Below are 17,121 nucleotides of genomic sequence, written 5' to 3'. Positions count from 1 at the left end.
ACCCGCCTCGCACAGGTCGCCCCGATAGGCAGGGCGGTCGCGCAGGAAGAGCGGGCCGTCCATGAACGGGTTGATCGACGGTGGCTCACCTCTTCGGGAGAACCACCCCGCGTAGGATTCCGCGGCGCGCCGGGAGTAGGTGAGAAACAGCTCGCGTTCCTCGTCGGAGTAGTCGCGGCCCGCCTAGGGACCGCGCAGCGCCTTCGGAATCGGAAGCACGCCTCGGTCGGCGTATTCGTTCCACATCTCGCCGAATTCCGGGAACAGCAGGACGAACGTGACCCGCTCGGTGGTGGAGGAACTCCCAGGTGAACTCCTCCTCGGCGTCATCGGCGAAGGTGGCGACGTGCGCCCCGGCGACGGAAGCCCACGGCCGTAGACCGCCCCGACGGGCAGCGGCGCTCCGAGCACGACCACGCGCCCGCCCTCCTTTGTGGCGGCGACCGCGACGGCGAGCCCCTCCGGCGTACCGGTCACGTCGAGAACCAGGGGGTAGGCCATGGCCGGTACCGAGGTCCCGGTCGTTAAGCGGGTGTGCTCCTCGGCTCGCGCCGCCCAGGACCTGACCGCCGACTCGCCGACGGCCAGGCAGTCGCTGCTCACCCTGGCGGCCGCGATCCCGCCGTCAAGACGCGCCCCCGGGCCGGGCGGCCCGGCGAACATCCCGCCATCCGGCTGGAGGAAGAGGCACACCACCTCGCCCGGGTATCCCGCAGATCACTGTGACCCGGTCCGCGGGCCGGACCGGGTCACCCCGCTCATGACCGGCCGGAAGTCCCCTGGCGGAGACCGTCGAAGAGGTCGTCCTCGCGATCGGCGGCGGCCGGGACCCGGTTGAGGTGGCGGATGAAGGACTCCTGCGCGAACGCCCGGTGCTGGGCCTCGGCGGGCATCCGCAGCAGGAAGATGTTCTCGCCCTGGCTCGCGTGCGCCTCCAGCGCCTTGCGTTTGCGCTCCACCTGGTCGGCCACGTCGATCACGGCGGTGATCTGCTCCTCGGGGACGCCGAAGTCCTCGGGGAGCTCCAGGTCCTCGGGGGCGGCGCCGGTCGAGCGGAGATAGGCGAACATCTCGGCGATCCGCTCGCGGGGCACCGCCGTGTAGTAGAGCTTGCCGGGAATCCCGCTGGCCTCGGTCGCGGCGACCGCGATCCGGTGTGCCTGGATGTGGTCGGGGTGACCGTAGCCGCCGTTCTCGTCGTAGGTGACGACGACCTGCGGGCGGTAGCGCTCCATCAGCGCGACCAGCCGGCCCACGGCCTGCTCGAACGGCACGTTGGCGAAGGCGTCCTCGGCCTCGTTTCCGGCCCAGCCGACCATGCCCGAGTCCCGGTAGCCGAGCAACTCCAGGTGGGAGATGCCAAGGTGGGCCGCCGAGGCGCGGAGCTCCTCCAGCCGCAGCGCGCTCACCGCCGCCTCGTCGTGACCGGGCTCCCCCGGCTTCGCCCCGCCGGGCGCGTCACCCTGCTCGCCGTTCGTACAGGTGACCAGGACGGTGCGGATGCCCTCGTCCGCGTATCTGGCCAGGATCCCGCCGGTCCCGATCACCTCGTCATCGGGATGAGCATGAACCGCCATCAACGTCAGCCCGTCACTCACCGACACCGCTCCCTCCGTAGGAAAACCCAGCGAACCGCCTCACCTTACGACGCCCCGCCGACACTCCCAACCGGCGGTCGTCCCGCCGCGGGCCGGAGACACCGCGTCGCTCTCCGCGGGACCGTCCACACGTGCGCGGGGATGGTCCCGGCATGGGCATCGTCAAGAGTCGGTCCGGGACGGCGGTGGTACCGGTGTCAGGCGGGACGGCGCGGGTAGCGGAGTGGTAAGGCAGAAGTGAACGATGCGAAGAGGTGATCGCCATGCCGCGTGGTTCCAATTCCAAGCGCGAGCGGCAGTACAGGCACATCAAGGAGAGCGCGCGACGGCGCGGGGAGAAGGAGAGCCGGGCCGAGGAGATCGCGGCCCGTACCGTCAACAAGGAACGTGCCCGCGCCGGGGAGTCCCGCACCGCAAGCCGCACCTCGACCCAGGACATCTCCTCGTCTCGGCGCGGCGGGCTGCGCTCGCACTCCGGAGCCGGTGGCCGTACCAAGGAGCAGCTCTACGCGGAGGCCAAGCGCCGCAACATCAAGGGCCGCTCGACCATGAGCAAGGCACAGTTGGAGAAGGCCCTCCGCTGAGGATCCGGCGGGCGCGCCCCGCACTCGGAGCCTCATGGCGACCGGGGGCGGCGGGGTCGCGTCCGGCCGGGTCCGTCTCCGGCCACTGATCGGCCCTACCGCCCGCGTTACCTACCTCCGGCGCCGCCGTCCCGATCTGGCGGCCCTGCCGGGCGTCGGTACCGATGGTCCGGCCCCTGGGCGGCCCGTAGTTCGGCGCGGGTGGGCGGGTTCGCTCCCGCGCGCCGGCAGGTGAGGCCCGCCACCGTGGCCGCCTGGTCGAGGATGCCGGTCAGTTCCGCCTCGGACAACTCGCCGATCAGGGCCGGGGTGGCGTGACCGCCTCGCAGCAGCCCGTCGAGCAGGCCGGCGGTGAAGGCGTCTCCGGCACCGACGGTGTCCACCACCTGGACCGGGATCGCCGGTCTCCGGAGCGCGTGGCCGCCTCGGGTCAGCCCCAGGCAGCCCTCGCCTCCGTAGGTGACCACCACCAGGTCGGGGCCCAACCCCAGCCATTCCCGGGCCACCTCGCCGGCCGGCCGGTTCGGGTAGAGCCAGCTCAGGTCCTCCTCGCTCACCTTGACCACGTGGGCGAGGGTCACGTACCGCTCGATGAGCGGGCGTGCGGACGCCGGGTCATCGAGCAGGGCGGGCCGGATGTTCGGGTCGTAGCTGATCAGTACCCGGCCTTCGGCCCTCGCCCGCGCGACGGCGCCGGCGATCCGGTCACCGCCTGGCGGCCGCCAGGCGGCCACGGACCCGGTGTGGACCACCCGGGTCTCCGCCGGCAGGTGCGGCTCGCCGTCCCCCCACTGCCAGTCGGCGGTGCCCTCGACGTAGAAGTCGTAGGCGGCCTGACCCGCCTCGTCGACGGAGACGATGGCGAGGGTGGCCGGCTCGCTCGCCGGGACCGCCCAGCGCAGGTCCACCCCGTTCGCCGCGGCGTGCGCGCGCAGCGTCCGGCCCAGCACCCCGGTGGAGAGGCGGGCGACGAACGCGGTGGGATCGCCCAGGCGGGCCAGGCCGACCGCGACGTTGAGCGGGCTGCCGCCCGGATGCCCGGTGTAGGCCCGGCCGCCGCCCTCCGCGACCATGTCGACGACCGACTCGCCGATGACGGTGATCATTGCCGGCCCGTCCCCGCGGGAGGGGCCACAGGAGTCCTCGAACATGTCACCCACCGATGGATCGTCTCATCGGGAACCGCGCCGTGCATCCGGTGGTGCCGGATGACCGGTCCTCGTGCGCCGACCTCGATCGAACCCACTCGCCGGCGGGCCCGGTCACGCGCGGCGCGCGTACCGCCCGCTGGGCTCGCCCACGACCGCACCGTCACGGAAGCGCACCTGACCTCCGACGACCGTGGTGACCGGCCAGCCGGTCAGGCCGACTCCCTCGAACGGGGAGTGGTCCTGGCCCGACAGGCACAGCTCGGGGGTCACCGTCTGCGCCAGTTCGGGGTCGACGACGGTCAGATCGGCGTCGAAGCCGACGGCGAGGCTGCCCTTGCGGCCCCACAGGTTGTAGGCCTTGGCGGGGTTGGCCGAGGCCAGCTCGGCGATACGGGCGAGGGAGAGCCCGCGCTTGAGATGCCCTTCGGAGAACAGGACCGGATAGAGCAGAGCGGTTCCGCCGAATCCCGGGCGCGCCGGCCAGAGCCGCTCGCCCTTCTCCGCCTCCATGCAGCAGGCATGGTCGGAGGCCACCCAGTCGATCGTGCCGTCGGCGGCGCGCTGCCACAGTGCCTCGCCGTCGGCCCTGGTGCGAATCGGGGGGTTGACCTTCCCGCCGAGGCCGCCCACCGCGTCGAGGCCGTCGTGGTCGAGGCAGAGATGGTGCAGCGTGGTCTCGGCCCGCATGTCGGCCGCGCCGTTCACCTCGCGAGCGAGCACGACGGCCTCGATCGCCTCCCTGCTGGACAGGTGCAGCAGGTTGACGCTGGTGCCGGTGTGGTTCGCCAGCGTGGTCGCCTCGCCGATGGCGACCCGCTCGGTCAGCGGCGGACGTCCCTCGTGATAGGCGCGGAGCGTCTGCGGGTCGCCCTGCGAGCGGACCCGGTCGATGAACACCCTCATCAGCTCGGACTGCTCGCAGTGCAGCGACAGCGACAGCCGCAGGCCGGGATGCGCGTCCTGGACCCGGGCCACCTGCTCCAGAATGAGGTAGAGATGACCGAGGTCGTACTCGTCCCCCATGGTGAAGGCGCGGGCGTCCCGGCTGTTCGCGGCCAGGTCGAAGCCCTTGTAGAACATGTAGTACTTGAACGACGTGACGCCGTGCTCCGCCACCAGGTAGGGAATCTCGGCGATCTGGTCCACGGTCATCGGCGCGAGGTGGAAGCCGTAGTCGGTCCAGGACCGCCCGGAGACCGCTGCGAGGACCTCCGGGAAGATCTCCTCGTAGGAGCCCGTGCGGTCCAGGTAGTGGGAACCGGTACGGAAGTACGACAGCACGGTCGTGGCGCCGCCGACGAGAGACGATCGGGTCTCCTCGAAGGCGTCGGTGGCCAGGTCGCGGTAGATGCCAAGGTGGAAGTGGGCGTCCACGGCCCCGGGAAGGACCACCTTCCCCCGGGCGTCGACCACCTCGCCGGCCTCCGCGGCGGCGATGTCGTGGGCGATGGCCGCTACCTTCCCCTCGGAGACCGCCAGATCGGCGCGGATCTCTCCGTGGTAGGGAAGGACGACGGTGCCCCCCTTGATCAACAGGTCATATCGGGACATACGCGCGACAGCCGGCCCGTGGGGCGGCCGTCACCCCCTTTCCGGTGTGGTCCACCCCATCTGGGCGGACAGTCGTGCGGTGGATTCCAGAAGCGCCTCGACGCACGTGTCGACCTCGGTGCGGAACCGCTCCAGCGGCCCGCTCGACCGCGGCGACGGCCTGCCTGCCGCTCTCCTGGACCGGCGGGTCGGCGACCACGGGGCTCCGGTCTTCCTTCGGCATGTGTTCCTCCAGGGAAAAGGGGCGCTCCCCCTTCGGAGCTCGAAGTCTTCACCAGAACTTGTTCCGCAGACGGTAACGCTGTTTCAATAGATTGTGAAGCCCCCGGGGATGCGCTTCGGACGGGCCGTAAACGCAACACACTTCGAGGAGGCCGATCTCGTGGAGGCGGAGCAGATGCCCGGGCCCTCCGGGAGCCCTGCGGGGCCACTGGCCGGCATCGTGGTCGTCGGCGCGGCCACCCTGTTCGCCGGGCCGCCGGCGGCGACGACCCCCGGTGACCACGGCGCCGACGTCGTCAAGGTGGCAGACCCCGAACAGCACGTGCTCTTCGGGCTCTCGGACACACCGGGCCCGATCCGGTGGACAGGCCGCGTGCGCGGCACCGACAACGCGGGCGTCCGGGGTGACCTCGGCGTGAGCGCCGACGAGCTCGACGCCCCGCGAGAGAGGAAGGTGGCGTGATGTCGTTGTGGCGGCACCTCGACGGCTCCAGGATCGTCGATCTCGCTCAGCCGATGCGCACGGGCATGCCCCAGTCGCCGAACCACCCGCGTTTCAGGATGGTCATCGAGCGGCGGCACGGCGACATGGTCCGCGAGGACGGCGGCTCGGCCGCGAACGAGGTCATCCTCACCGGCGGGCACGTGGGCACCCATGTCGACGCCCTCGGACACGTCTCACAGGACGGGTACGTCCACGGCGAGGTCGAGGCGGCGGGCATCCAGTCACACCAGGGCCTGTCCCGGCTCGGGATCGAGACCTTCACCCCGTACGTCGGGCGTGGCGTGCTGCTCGACGTGACCGCCGTGCACGGGGTCGACGTTCTGCCGCCCGGATACGAGGTGACCCCGGAGGATCTCGAAGCCGCGGCGCACAGGGCGGGCGTGCGGCCGCGCGCCGGTGACGCCGTGCTGATCGGCACCGGCTGGTCACGCGAGTGGGACCGGCCGGCCCGTTTCACCGGTGAGGAGGGCGGTGTGCCCGGTCCAGGGCCGGACGCGGCTCGCTGGCTGGTCGAGCAGGGCGTCGCGGTGGCCGGGGGCGAGACGATCGCCTTCGAGCACATCGCGGCGGGCCGCGGACACTCCACGCTCCCTGTACACCGGATCCTGCTCGTGGAGGCGGGCGTGCACATCGTCGAGACGATGCGCCTGACCGAACTGCTCGGCCTCGGGACGCCCGAGTTCCTGCTGGTCCTCAATCCTCTCCCCATCGTGGGCGCCACCGGCGCGCCCGTGCGGCCGCTCGCGGTGCTCACCGCATGAGCATCGTCTCGGCTCTGGCCGAATTCGCCGCCGCCGGCCGTACGGGCCTGCCTCCCGCGGTCGTCGCGGACGTGACCGGCCGGGTGCTCGACACCTTCGGCAACTGCCTCGCCGCCCAGGAGCTCACCGATCCGGCCGAGCCGCACGAGGCGACCCTGCGGATGGCGAGCCGGTGGGGCGGCGTCGGAGAGTCCTCCGTGCTCGGCCACCGGCTGTCGCTTCCCGCGCCCTCCGCGGCGCTGGTCAACGGCACCCTCGCGCACGCGCTCGACTTCGACGACACCCACCTGCCCTCGGTGCTTCACCCGTCCGCCTCCGTCGTGCCCGCGACCCTGGCCGTCGCGGAGTCCGTCGGGGCCTCGGGCACCGAGCTCTGCCAGGCGGTGGCGGTCGGCGACGAGATCACCAACCGGCTGGGCATGGCGTCCTACATCCCCGAGTTGCGCAACTCCCTCTTCTTCGAGAAGGGCTGGCACGCCACGTCGATCTGCGGGACCGTCGGCGCCGCCGCAGGGGCGGCCCTGCTGATGGGCCTTTCCGCCGACGGCATCGCCCATGCCATGGGAATCGCCGCCAGTATGGGAGCGGGGGTCATCGAGGCCAACCGCACCGGCGGCACCGTGAAACGGGTGCACTGCGGCTGGGCCGCCCACTCGGGCGTGGTCGCCGCCACCATGGCCGCCGAGGGGGTGACCGGGCCGCCGACCGTTTTCGAGGGACGTTTCGGCTTCTTCCAGGCGTTCCTCGATGGGCGCTACGACGAGGCCGCGATCACCGACGGGCTGGGCGAGCGCTGGGAGCTGCTGCGTACGGTGTACAAGCCCTACCCCTCCAACCACTTCACCCATCCGGGCATCGACGCCGCCCTCGCCCTGCGCGCCGGAGGTCTGCGGCCCGAGGACGTGGCGGAGATCGAGCTCGGCGTGGCGGCCGCCCCGCTGCGGACGATCGGGGAGCCGCACGAGGAGAAGGTCCGGCCCCGGACGCCGTACCACGCCAAGTTCTCCGGCCCGTACACCGTGGCCAGCGCCCTGATCGGAGGGGGCGGCCTCGGACTGCACCTCGACGACTTCGCCGAGTCCGCCTTCCGTGACGAGCGGCGGCTGTCACTGGCCGCCAAGGTGCGCGTCGTGGCCGACCCGGAGTGCACCGAGGAGTTCCCTCGGGCCTTCTCCGCCGTGTTGCGGGTCCGCACCAGGGATGGACGCCGTCTGGAGCACCGGGTTCACTCCTCGCGCGGCGGGCCCGAACATCCGCTGACGATGGACGAGCTGCAGACGAAGTACACCCTCAACGCCTCTCGTGTGCTGCCGGCCGAGGCGGCCGAGGCACTGGCCCTGGAGGTGCGCGGCCTCGCGACGCGCCGCAGCGTCGCGGGCCTGCTCGACGCGGCGCTGATCACGCACGCCTAGGCGTGGACGCCTCAGCCGCCACCGATCGCGGAAGGCGGCGGCCGAGGCGGTGTCATCCGGCCCCGGTGCGCCGCGACTAAAGGTCAGACTGTTCGAGGAACAAGCATTATCATTCCATCCGCAACCGCATCTCTCCGGGAGTGCGGCCCGGGTACCGGCCCATGCTCCCTGGCCAGGTGCGTGATCGCGTGCTCCGATCGGCTCTGATCCAGGTATAGTCGATGTCTGATGTATTCCTGACCAGAGGCGTGATCACGGGCAGGACCTGCTGTCCCGGCTCGTTCGCCGACGGCTCCCTCCGCAGGACGGCACGGACCGCCAAACGATCGGTTGAGAAGGCGAAACCATGGGGCAGGGCAGCACGCCGTCCACGGCGGGACAGAACGACGCCACGCGCACGGCCCCTCCGGCGGTACCGCCCCCGTTGCCGGTCAGCCGGCTGCGCCCGGCGTACCAGCAGGTCGCCGACCAGCTGCGCGAGCTGATCCTCAACGGCTCGCTCGTCTCGGGACATCGCCTGCCTCCCGAGGCCGATCTCGGCGGCAACTTCGGGGTGAGCCGGAGCACCGTCCGCGAGGCGCTGCGCGTTCTCGCCTCGCAGGGGCTCGTCAGGACGGTTCGAGGCACCACCGGCGGAACCTTCATCGCCCATGTCGAGCCGGACCAGGTCAGCGACTACCTCGAGACCAGCATCGGCCTGATGTCGGGCTCGGACACCCTGACCCTGGCGGACATCCTTGAGGCGCGCGAGATGCTGGAGGTCCGCGCCGCCGGGCTCGCGGCGAGGCGCCGCGAGCCACGACACGTCGACGCGCTGCGGGCCGCCATGGAGCGCGAGAAGCACAGTCGCGGCCGGAGCGTGAGGTTCAACGAGCACCGGCACTTCCACGGGATCATCATCGAGGCGACCGGCAACGGCCTGCTGACCGTGATGACCGAGCCGGTCTTCCGGGTCCTGCAGTCACGGTTCCTCAGCCCGGACGTGCCGCGCGAGTTCTGGGCGCAGGTCGACCGGGAGCACGAAACGATCGTGGATCGCATCGACGCCGGCGACGCCGAGGGCGCCGGCGAGGCCATGCAGGTCCACCTGAGCAGAATCCGTGACGCCTACCACGACTGAGCGAAGGTCCCGGGGACGGACTCCACCGCGCCGAGGACCTGCGAGACCGGACGCCTCCGAGAGTTCGGGCCCGAGTTCCCTCCGGTTTCCACATGCCCGGAGAGGAAGGCTCGCTTGAAATATCTGATGTATTCGCCACAGGCGCTTTTCCCGGCACTTCTGCCGTCGGGCAGCACGGCGGCCTGACTCGATGAGCGCCCCTGTTCTGCCTGTTGAACGATGTGAACGGCACCTCACACCGGCGGCACCGGGGCATCGGACACCTTGGACAGGGCCACCTCATTGCCCTACGCTTCATACGTCTGACATTATCTACCGACGCGAGCATCCGGGGAAGGCAATGGCGATCAAAGAGGGCTGGAAGGGCCGCTTCTTCGAGGACTTCGAGGTGGGTGACGTCTACCAGCATCCCCTGGGCCGGACGGTCACCGAGTCCGACAACACGTGGTTCACCTTGCTGACGATGAACACCAACCAGACGCACTTCAACACCGAGTACGCCGCGCGGTCCGAGTTCACCAGGCCGCTCGTCGTCTCCACCCTGACCGTGGCGATCGCGGTCGGGCAGAGCGTCACCGACATCACCCAGAACGCGTTCGCCAACCTGGGCTGGGACGAGATCAGGATGACCCACCCGGTCTTCGCGGGTGACACGTTGTACAGCGAGTCGCTCGTGCTGGAGAAGCGGGAGTCCGGCAGCCGCCCCCACGCGGGCATCGTCACCGTGCGCACCCGGACGCTCAACCAGGACGGGGACGAGGTCTGCTCGTTCAAGCGCACCTTCTACGTCTACAGAAGGGGCGCGCCCCAGCTGGAGGGCCTCTTCCCGACCGGCAAGAAGCCGCTCACCGGCGACCAGGGGCCGTCCCACCCATGAGGATCACTTTCGCCCCCTGGGGTGAGTCCCTCGGGGAGCTGACGGAGGTGGCCCGCAGGGCGGAGGCCGCGGGCGCCGAGGTCATCTGGGTTCCCGAGCTGCATCGCAGCGCCACCGTCACCGCGGCGGCTCTCGCGACGGCCACCAGGCGGGCCAGGATCGGCACCGCCATCGCGCTCGCCTTCACCCGCAGCCCGATGATCACCGCCCTGGAGGCGCTCGACATCGACGAGCTGTCGGACGGGCGCTTCGTCCTGGGGCTGGGAACCGGTGTGCGGCGGCTCAACGAGGACTGGCACAACGCCCGCTTCGGCAAGCCCGCCGGGCACATGAGGGAGACCGTCCGGAACATCCGCCACTTCTGGGAGACCTGCACCACCGGCGCCGAGATCGCCCTCACCGGCGAGTACGAGCCGATGCGGATGCGGGGCTACGAGCGGCCCTTCGGGGTGCGGCGGACGGACATCCCGATCTACCTGGCGGCGATGGGACCGGTGATGACCCGGCTGGCCGGGACGATCGGCGACGGCTGGATCAGCCACGAGCTCTGCTCCCCGCGCTACCTGGACGAGCTGGTCCTGCCGGAGCTGGAGGCGGGGATCGCCCGGGTCGAGGGTAAGAGGCGCGCGGACTTCGACGTCGTGGTGTCCGCCTGCTGCTCCGTCGCCGGCGACCGGCGGACAGCCGTCCGTCGCGTGTCGGGGGTCGTCGGCTTCTACGCCAGCGTCCGCACCTACGCCGACTTCTTCGGTTTCCACGGCCTGGCCGACCAGCAGCGGGCGGTCGTCGACGCGTTCCGGCAGGGCCGGGGCGCGGACTACCTCGCCGGCTCCGTCTCCCCGGAGATGGTCGACGTGCTCACCATGACCGGCACCCGCGACCAGGTGGCCGAACGCATCGCCGGTTACGCGGGGAAGGCCGATTCGGTGAAGCTCAGCCCGCCGACCCACGGGCTCACCGCCGCCGAGATCCGCGCGGCTCAGAACGAGATCCTGTCGCTCATGGCAGACATCGCAGGGAGCACCTCTTGAAGCCTCTGGAAGACATCCGGATCATCGCCGTCGAGCAATACGGGGCCGGTCCGTTCGGCAGCGTGCACCTCGCCGACCTCGGCGCCCAAGTGATCAAGATCGAGGACCCGAGGGTGGGCGGTGACGTCGGCCGCTACGTGCCGCCGTACGGCGAGGGTGAGGACTCGCTGTTCTTCGAGACCTTCAACCGCAACAAGCGCAGCCTGTCCCTGGACCTGTCCTCGGCGGCCGGGCGCAGGGTCTTCGAGGACCTGGTGAAGGTCTCCGACGTGGTCTACTCCAACCTCCGCGGCGACGTCCCGGCGAAGATCGGTATCGTCTACGACGACCTCAGGCATCTGAACCCGGCCATCGTCTGCTGCTCGCTCACCGGTTTCGGGATGACCGGCCCGCGCCGGAAGGAGCCTGGCTACGACTACGTGCTCCAGGGTCTGGCCGGTTGGATGGATCTCACCGGCGAGCCCGACGGGCCGCCCACCAAGTCCGGGCTCTCCCTGGTCGACTACTCGGGCGGGCTGGTCGCCGCCCTCTCGCTGCTGGCCGGCGTGCACGCGGCACGGCGCGACGGGACGGGCATGGACTGCGACGTCAGCCTGTACGACACCGCGATCGGGATGCTGACCTATCCGGCCGCCTGGCACCTGAACGCGGGCTTCACCCCGGCCCGTACCCGCCACTCGGCCCACCCCTCGCTGGTGCCGTTCCAGGCGTTCGAGGCCAGTGACGGCTGGCTGGTCGTCGGCTGCGCCAAGGAGAAGTTCTGGGCCCGCCTCGCCGACGTCGTCGGCCATCCCGAATGGGCCGAGCCGGACTCCCCCTACGGCTCGTTCGCGGGCCGGCAGCGAAACAGTGTGGAACTGCTCGGACTCCTGGAAGAGATCTTCCGGAAGCGCACCGTGGCCGAGTGGCTGAAGGTCCTGTATCCGGCCTCGATCCCCTGTGCGCCCATCAACGACGTCGCGGCCGCGCTGGCGGAGGAGCACACCAGGGCGCGCGGGTTGCGCGTCACCACCGAGCACCCCCGGTTCGGCACGGTCGAACAGGTCGCCTCACCGGTGCGGGTCGGCAGCGAGCCGCCGACCTACCGCCGTGCCCCGCTCCGCAACGAGGACTTCGACCTGGTGGTCCGTGACATCGTGGGATACGACGACGCGACGATCGACGAGCTGAAGGCCCAGGGCGCGTTCGGCGAGGTGACCGGGGCGGCCGCCCGATGATCGCTCGGGAACTGGCCGCCTGGGCGCTCGGTCTGACCGACGTTCCCGCATCGGTCCGCCAGGCCGCCACCCGGCACCTGCTCGACGGGATCGGCACCGCGCTCGGCGCGTACCGGACCGGAGCCGCGGCCCCCGCGCTGACCGTGGCGCGAGATCTCGGCGGCCCCGCCGAGGCGACGGTCCTCGGCACCGGCCACCGGCTCTCGGCGCCCGCCGCGGCCCTCGCCAACGGCACGCTCGTGCACGCCCTCGACTTCGACGACACCCACGCCGGCGGCCTCGTGCACGCCACCGCCGTCGTCCTGCCCGCGGCGTTCGCCGTCGGCGAGCAGGTCGGCGCGTCAGGCCGGGAGGTGCTCACCGCCGCCGTGGCGGGGTACGAGACCGCCTGCCGGGTGGCCGCCGCCGCCCCGCACGGATTCCACGCGCGCGGCCTGCACGCGACGATGGTCGCGGGCGTCTTCTCCTCGGCTCTGGTCGCCGCGCGGCTGCTCGGCCTGGACGTCGCCCGGACCACCGACGCGCTGGGCATCGCGGGCAGCCAGGCGGGGGGCCTGCTGGCCTTCCTCGGCACCGGGGCCTCCACCAAACAGCTCCATCCCGGGTTCGCCTCGCAGTCGGGCGTCATCGCCGCCCGCCTGGCGGCGGCGGGTGCCACCGGGCCGGAGACGGTCTTCGAAGGGCCGCACGGCGTCTTCGACGCGCTCGCTCAGGGTGGCGTGGACCCGCGGTCGATCACCGCCGACCTCGGCGACCGGTGGGAGACCACCCGGATCGGCATAAAGCCATACGCGGCCTGCCAGCTCTCGCACGCCACCATGGGGGCGACCCTCGACGCGATGGCGCGCGAGCCGTTCGGCCCCGAGGACGTCTGCGAGATACATGCCCAGGTCCACCCCGACTCCGCCTCGGTGGTCTGCGACACCTCCCGCGACCTGCTGCGACCGGCGAGCGCCTACGCCGCGAAGTTCTCGCTCCCCTGGACCGTCGCGGCACTGGTCGTCGACCGGGGGGTGAGCCTGGACACCTTCGAGCCGCGCTCGATCGCCCGTGCCGAGGTGAGCGAGCTCGCCGCCCGGGTCCGCTGGGAGGTCGCCGAGCCCTCGGGGCTCGTCGCCGCCGACGCGCCGGGACGCGTCTCCGTCAGGCTCCGCGACGGCCGGGTCGTCGACGGTTCCGTGCGGCGCAGCGAGGGGGGCGGGGCCAACCCGCTCAGCCGGGACGCGCTGATAGCCAAGTTCGAGGGCAACGTGGGAGGCCGGGCGACCGGGCTCGTCGACGTCGTCGAGGCGCTCGACCGGCAACCGGACCTCACCGCCGTACTGAGCGCCGCGGCCGCCGCCGCAGCCGAGTTCGCCCAGCGCAGTCAGGAGCAGAGATGACGTTGCGAGCTGTCAGACCCGCCGAGTTCCCCTGGTTCCCCTACGAGGGCTTCACCTTCTGCCTCGCCCTGTCCGAAGGCGACAGCGCCTGGTCGTCCGGGCACACCGCGGCCGCACGGGACGAGGCGCTCGGCAAGATGGTCGTCTCCGGCACCATGGAGGAGCAGGCGCGGATCGCCTACCGGAAGGTGCTGACGATCATCGAGGCCGCCGGCCTCGGCCCGGACGACGTGGTGCACGTGACGGAGAACGTCACCCTCGCGGGCCTGCCCGACTACGAGGCCGCGGCCGCCGTGCGCGAGGAGGTCTTCGGGGCGCACCGGCCCACGCTCTCCACGGTGGTGGTGGAGCGACTGGTCCGCTCGGCCGCGTTGCTGGAGATCGAGATGCACGCCGTCAGGGGCGGCGGCACCGAGCTGCCGGCCGCCGGCGGGTGGGCCGCCTCCCCGGTGCGCGAGGGGCATGACGGCGCGGTGTACCTGCCGACCGTCGTGCCCGTCGACGAGTCCGGCGACATCGTCTGCCCCGGCGACTTCGTGGGCCAGTACGCGTACTGCCTCGACCGGGCGGACGCGCTGCTGCGCCAGGCGGGACTGTCCCTGGACAACGCCGTCACCACCTACGACTACTCGACTCCCGCGTCCCGCGGCGTCTACCGCAAGAGCCACCGGGTGCGCAAGGAACGACTCGGCGGAGCGGGGGTGTACCCGGGGGCCGGGGGCATCCTGATGAGCCGCCTGCACCACCCGGAGTCCATGGTCGCGATCGACGTCACCGCCTCCAGGCATCCGCTGGAACCGGTGAACCCGGGCTGGTCCCGGTACGACACCCTGACCTACTCGCCGGGCGTCCGGGCGGGCCGCACGCTGTTCATGTCCGGTTTCGCGGCGCTGGACATGGAGACCCAGGAGGCGCTCCACCCCGGCGATCTCAGGGCGCAGGCCGAGGAGACCTACGGGGCGATCCGGCAGCTGCTCTCCCACGCCGGTCTCGGTCCCGAGAACCTGCTCTCGACCGTCGAGTTCTGCGTCGAGTCGGCCCTGCCGGACTACCGCGTGGTCGCGCCGGTCCGTGAGCGCCTGCTCTCCCCCCCGTGGCCGGCCTCGACCGGAGCGATCTGCAAGGAGTTGCTCCGTCCCGAGTTCCTGCTCGAGGTGTTCCCGACCGCCCTCTATCCGAAGGACCCGTCGTGACGCTGCTCACCGAGGAGATCCGCGCGCTCGTCGGGCGCAGGCGGGTCTACACCGCGCCGGAGGAGCTCGGCGCCGCCGCGTGCAGGTACTTCGGCCTGGCCGTCGGGGACGACAACCCGCTGTACTCCGATCCCGAGTACGCGCGCGCCCAGGGGCTGGCCGGGGTGACCGCTCCGCCCACCCTGATCTGCGAGACGAACCAGTACGCCGGCCTGCCGATAGGCCCCGACGGCGACGCCGGGCACAACTGGGGGATCGAGATCCCGGGCACCCGCAAGGTCCGCGGCGGCAACTCCTACGTCTTCCACCGCAGGATCCGCCCCGACGATGTCGTCACCGCCACCTGGGAGATCAAGGACGCGACGGAGAAGACCACCAGGTCCGGCGCGGAGATGCTGATCGTCACCTCGCGGGCGGCCTACACCGACCAGCGGGGCGAGCTGCTCGCGGAGAACGAGGAGACCATCATTTTCGTATCGCTGGAGGCCGGGGCATGACCCACGAACCCGGGGAGGTCGTCCCCCCGCTCGAACGCAGGATCGGGCTCGCGGACATGGTCGCCTACGCGGGAGCCACCTGGGACTGGTACCGGCTGCACTACGACTCCGAGTTCGTCGCCAGGCAGCGGGTTCCCGCGCCGGTCGTCGACGGCCAGGTGTTCGGGGCCCTGCTGGTCGAACAGATCCAGGACTGGCTCGGTCCGCGGTGTTTCGTGCGTGAACTGGACTTCGCTTTCAGGTCACTGGTCTTCGCCGAGGAGACGGTCCGCTGCGAGGGCACGGTCTCGGAGGTCGGTGACGACTTCCTGGTGCTCAGCCAGCGGGTGGTCGTGATCGGTGCCGACGGCGGGGTCGACCGGGTCGCCGCGGGTCCCGCGCGCGCCCGGGTCCTGCTCGGCGTCGCCGACGGACCGGGGGCGAGACCCGGCGTCGCCGGCGGACCGGAGGTGAGATGAGGACCGGTGTCGCGATCGTCGGGGCCGCCGAGTCGGATCTCGGGGTCACCAACCGGTCGGTTCTCGGCCTGCAGGCCCAGGCGATCGGCCGGGCGCTCGCCGACGCGGGGCTGACCCTGCGTGACGTCGACGGGCTGGCGACGACCGGGGTCTCCCGGTTCTCCGCGACCCAGCTCGCCGACCACTTCGGGCTCCAGCCGCGCTGGACCGACTCGACGTACGCGGGCGGCTCCGCCTTCGAGATGTTCGTCGCGCGGGCGACCCAGGCCATCCAGGCGGGTCAGGCCGAGACCGTCGTGATCAGCTTCGCCTCCAACCAGCGGTCGGCCCGTTCCCGCTCTCTCGGGGGCGTGGTGGAGGACCACACACCGGAGGCCCAGTTCGAGACGCCGTACGGCCCGCTCTTTCCGCTCTCGTACTACGCGATGGCCGCGCGACGCTACCTTCACATGTGCGGCGGGACGCGGGAGCAGCTCGCCGAGGTCGCCGTGGCGGCGCGGGAGTGGGCGCTGCTGAACCCCGCCGCGTTCCGCCACGGCACCCGGTCGCTGACCGCCGAGGAGGTGGTCGGCTCCACGATGATCTCCAGCCCGCTGACCGCTCTGGACTGCTGCCTGGTCACCGACGGCGGCGGCGCCATCGTGCTGACCTCCTCCGAGCGCGCGAGGGACCTGCGCAGGAAGCCGGTGGAGGTGCTCGGGTACGGCGAGCGCACCACCAACACCTCGATGACCGCCGTCGCCGACCTGACCGTGACCGGCGCGGTCGGCTCCGGCGCCGACGCGTTCGCGCGGGCCGGCGTCACCCCGGCCGACATCGACGTGGCGCAGGTCTACGACTCGTTCACGATCACCGTGGCGCTCACCCTGGAGGCGCTGGGCTTCTGCGGCCGGGGCGAGGCGCTGGATTGGATCGCGGACGGCAGGATCCGCCCGGGTGGCGACTTCCCGCTCAACACCTCGGGCGGTGGCCTGTCCTACTGCCATCCCGGCCAGTTCGGGGTCATGTTGCTGATCGAGGCGGTGGCGCAGCTGCGCGGCGAGGCCGGTGACCGGCAGGTTCCCGGCGCGCGTCTCGCGCTGGCCCACGGTACGGGAGGAATCCTGTCGACGCACGCCACCGTGGTGCTGGGGGTGGACACGTGATCGCCCCCGAGGTTCCGCCGCCCGACGAGATCACCCTGCCCTGGTGGGAGGCGACCAGGGACCGCCGGCTGCTGGTTCAGACCTGCGCCGGCTGCGCGGGAAGGCAGCACCCGCCGCGCGCGCTGTGCGTGCACTGCGGCTCTGACCGTCTGGACTGGGGCACGTCGGCCGGGACCGGCGTGGTGGACTCGTTCACCGTCGTACACCGGGCGCCGCGCCCGGAACTCGACGTTCCCTATGTCATCGCCCGCGTCCGGCTGGCCGAGGGAGTCATCCTGCTCACCCGGCTGGAGGGCCGGCCGGAGGAGGAGTGGCGCATCGACGACCCGGTCCGGCTCACCTGGGTGGGCCTCGGTGACGGGCGTGCCCTTCCCGTCTTCGTTCCCGCCGACGTCTCCTGAACAGCTTCCGAACACC

At 71.5% G+C, this 17,121-nt stretch carries 18 protein-coding genes; 14 read left to right on the top strand and 4 right to left on the bottom strand.

The window, feature by feature from the left end:
- Window positions 1-183 precede the first annotated feature (183 nt).
- Together ACFQVD_RS06275 and ACFQVD_RS06270 are read right to left on the bottom strand one after the other, a co-directional pair.
- Window positions 184-696 (bottom strand): hypothetical protein, encoded by a 513-nt coding sequence (locus ACFQVD_RS06275; RefSeq protein ID WP_343963618.1) that lies wholly within the window; start codon window positions 694-696, stop codon window positions 184-186.
- Window positions 697-758: 62 nt separating this feature from the next.
- Window positions 759-1,598, bottom strand: a complete 840-nt coding sequence (locus ACFQVD_RS06270) for a PIG-L family deacetylase (protein ID WP_343963620.1) — start codon at window positions 1,596-1,598, stop codon at window positions 759-761.
- Window positions 1,599-1,861: 263 nt separating this feature from the next.
- Here ACFQVD_RS06270 and ACFQVD_RS06265 point away from each other — a divergent pair, with 263 nt between their 5' ends.
- Window positions 1,862-2,182: a plasmid stabilization protein gene (locus ACFQVD_RS06265; protein WP_343963622.1), complete on the top strand. Its 321-nt coding sequence runs from the start codon at window positions 1,862-1,864 to the stop codon at window positions 2,180-2,182.
- A 107-nt stretch (window positions 2,183-2,289) separates the two neighbouring features.
- Here ACFQVD_RS06265 and ACFQVD_RS06260 read toward each other — a convergent pair whose 3' ends face one another.
- Together ACFQVD_RS06260 and ACFQVD_RS06255 are read right to left on the bottom strand one after the other, a co-directional pair.
- Window positions 2,290-3,333, bottom strand: a complete 1,044-nt coding sequence (locus tag ACFQVD_RS06260; RefSeq protein ID WP_386274271.1) for a carbohydrate kinase family protein — start codon at window positions 3,331-3,333, stop codon at window positions 2,290-2,292.
- Window positions 3,334-3,444: 111 nt separating this feature from the next.
- Window positions 3,445-4,884: a dihydroorotase gene (locus ACFQVD_RS06255; protein WP_343963628.1), complete on the bottom strand. Its 1,440-nt coding sequence runs from the start codon at window positions 4,882-4,884 to the stop codon at window positions 3,445-3,447.
- A gap of 382 nt (window positions 4,885-5,266) precedes the next feature.
- Between ACFQVD_RS06255 and ACFQVD_RS06250 the strand changes: the two genes are divergently transcribed.
- The 13 genes from ACFQVD_RS06250 to ACFQVD_RS06190 all read left to right on the top strand — a co-directional run bounded on the left by ACFQVD_RS06250 (window position 5,267) and on the right by ACFQVD_RS06190 (window position 17,105).
- The gene (locus ACFQVD_RS06250) at window positions 5,267-5,569 is read left to right on the top strand and encodes a CoA transferase (protein WP_343963630.1); all 303 of its coding nucleotides are present in this window, start codon (window positions 5,267-5,269) and stop codon (window positions 5,567-5,569) included.
- Window positions 5,569-6,372 carry a cyclase family protein gene (locus tag ACFQVD_RS06245; RefSeq protein WP_343963632.1) on the top strand — a complete coding sequence of 268 codons (804 nt, stop codon included), beginning with the start codon at window positions 5,569-5,571 and terminating at the stop codon, window positions 6,370-6,372. Before ACFQVD_RS06250 ends, ACFQVD_RS06245 begins: the two co-directional genes overlap by 1 nt.
- Entirely contained in the window at window positions 6,369-7,784 is a 1,416-nt protein-coding gene (locus ACFQVD_RS06240) for an MmgE/PrpD family protein (protein WP_343963634.1), read from the top strand. The genes ACFQVD_RS06245 and ACFQVD_RS06240 overlap by 4 nt, the downstream gene beginning before the upstream one ends.
- 346 nt (window positions 7,785-8,130) lie before the next feature.
- A complete protein-coding gene (locus ACFQVD_RS06235) occupies window positions 8,131-8,904 on the top strand; it encodes a FadR/GntR family transcriptional regulator (protein WP_343963636.1) in 774 nt (257 codons plus the stop codon).
- Window positions 8,905-9,244: 340 nt separating this feature from the next.
- Window positions 9,245-9,781, top strand: a complete 537-nt coding sequence (locus tag ACFQVD_RS06230; RefSeq protein ID WP_343963638.1) for a MaoC family dehydratase — start codon at window positions 9,245-9,247, stop codon at window positions 9,779-9,781.
- The gene (locus ACFQVD_RS06225) at window positions 9,778-10,812 is read left to right on the top strand and encodes an LLM class flavin-dependent oxidoreductase (protein ID WP_343963640.1); all 1,035 of its coding nucleotides are present in this window, start codon (window positions 9,778-9,780) and stop codon (window positions 10,810-10,812) included. The genes ACFQVD_RS06230 and ACFQVD_RS06225 overlap by 4 nt, the downstream gene beginning before the upstream one ends.
- Window positions 10,809-12,029, top strand: coding sequence for a CaiB/BaiF CoA transferase family protein (locus ACFQVD_RS06220; RefSeq protein ID WP_343963642.1), 1,221 nt, complete (start codon window positions 10,809-10,811; stop codon window positions 12,027-12,029). Before ACFQVD_RS06225 ends, ACFQVD_RS06220 begins: the two co-directional genes overlap by 4 nt.
- The gene (locus tag ACFQVD_RS06215) at window positions 12,026-13,411 is read left to right on the top strand and encodes an MmgE/PrpD family protein (RefSeq protein ID WP_386270576.1); all 1,386 of its coding nucleotides are present in this window, start codon (window positions 12,026-12,028) and stop codon (window positions 13,409-13,411) included. Before ACFQVD_RS06220 ends, ACFQVD_RS06215 begins: the two co-directional genes overlap by 4 nt.
- The gene (locus ACFQVD_RS06210; RefSeq protein WP_343963649.1) at window positions 13,408-14,604 is read left to right on the top strand and encodes a RidA family protein; all 1,197 of its coding nucleotides are present in this window, start codon (window positions 13,408-13,410) and stop codon (window positions 14,602-14,604) included. The genes ACFQVD_RS06215 and ACFQVD_RS06210 overlap by 4 nt, the downstream gene beginning before the upstream one ends.
- On the top strand, window positions 14,601-15,101 hold the full coding sequence (locus ACFQVD_RS06205) for an FAS1-like dehydratase domain-containing protein (RefSeq protein ID WP_343963652.1): 501 nt from the start codon (window positions 14,601-14,603) through the stop codon (window positions 15,099-15,101). The genes ACFQVD_RS06210 and ACFQVD_RS06205 overlap by 4 nt, the downstream gene beginning before the upstream one ends.
- On the top strand, window positions 15,098-15,559 hold the full coding sequence (locus tag ACFQVD_RS06200; protein WP_343963655.1) for a MaoC/PaaZ C-terminal domain-containing protein: 462 nt from the start codon (window positions 15,098-15,100) through the stop codon (window positions 15,557-15,559). Before ACFQVD_RS06205 ends, ACFQVD_RS06200 begins: the two co-directional genes overlap by 4 nt.
- Window positions 15,556-16,704, top strand: coding sequence for an acetyl-CoA acetyltransferase (locus tag ACFQVD_RS06195; protein ID WP_343963658.1), 1,149 nt, complete (start codon window positions 15,556-15,558; stop codon window positions 16,702-16,704). The genes ACFQVD_RS06200 and ACFQVD_RS06195 overlap by 4 nt, the downstream gene beginning before the upstream one ends.
- A complete protein-coding gene (locus tag ACFQVD_RS06190) occupies window positions 16,701-17,105 on the top strand; it encodes a Zn-ribbon domain-containing OB-fold protein (RefSeq protein ID WP_343963661.1) in 405 nt (134 codons plus the stop codon). Before ACFQVD_RS06195 ends, ACFQVD_RS06190 begins: the two co-directional genes overlap by 4 nt.
- The last annotated feature ends 16 nt before the right edge of the window (window positions 17,106-17,121 follow it).

The organism is Streptosporangium amethystogenes subsp. fukuiense, assembly GCF_042665875.1.
GTDB lineage: Bacteria > Actinomycetota > Actinomycetes > Streptosporangiales > Streptosporangiaceae > Streptosporangium > Streptosporangium fukuiense.
This window is presented reverse-complemented; position numbering and strand designations above follow the sequence as displayed.

Bases quoted from the DNA above. Each gene is read 5' to 3' on its own strand.
- ACFQVD_RS06245 (WP_343963632.1), top strand. From the start codon at position 5,569: ATGTCGTTGTGGCGGCACCTCGACGGCTCCAGGATCGTCGATCTCGCT.
- ACFQVD_RS06215 (WP_386270576.1), top strand. From the start codon at position 12,026: ATGATCGCTCGGGAACTGGCCGCCTGGGCGCTCGGTCTGACCGACGTT.
- ACFQVD_RS06225 (WP_343963640.1), top strand. From the start codon at position 9,778: ATGAGGATCACTTTCGCCCCCTGGGGTGAGTCCCTCGGGGAGCTGACG.
- ACFQVD_RS06200 (WP_343963655.1), top strand. From the start codon at position 15,098: ATGACCCACGAACCCGGGGAGGTCGTCCCCCCGCTCGAACGCAGGATC.
- ACFQVD_RS06235 (WP_343963636.1), top strand. From the start codon at position 8,131: ATGGGGCAGGGCAGCACGCCGTCCACGGCGGGACAGAACGACGCCACG.
- ACFQVD_RS06240 (WP_343963634.1), top strand. From the start codon at position 6,369: ATGAGCATCGTCTCGGCTCTGGCCGAATTCGCCGCCGCCGGCCGTACG.
- ACFQVD_RS06265 (WP_343963622.1), top strand. From the start codon at position 1,862: ATGCCGCGTGGTTCCAATTCCAAGCGCGAGCGGCAGTACAGGCACATC.
- ACFQVD_RS06210 (WP_343963649.1), top strand. From the start codon at position 13,408: ATGACGTTGCGAGCTGTCAGACCCGCCGAGTTCCCCTGGTTCCCCTAC.
- ACFQVD_RS06260 (WP_386274271.1), bottom strand. From the start codon at position 3,333: ATGTTCGAGGACTCCTGTGGCCCCTCCCGCGGGGACGGGCCGGCAATG.
- ACFQVD_RS06195 (WP_343963658.1), top strand. From the start codon at position 15,556: ATGAGGACCGGTGTCGCGATCGTCGGGGCCGCCGAGTCGGATCTCGGG.
- ACFQVD_RS06230 (WP_343963638.1), top strand. From the start codon at position 9,245: ATGGCGATCAAAGAGGGCTGGAAGGGCCGCTTCTTCGAGGACTTCGAG.
- ACFQVD_RS06255 (WP_343963628.1), bottom strand. From the start codon at position 4,884: ATGTCCCGATATGACCTGTTGATCAAGGGGGGCACCGTCGTCCTTCCC.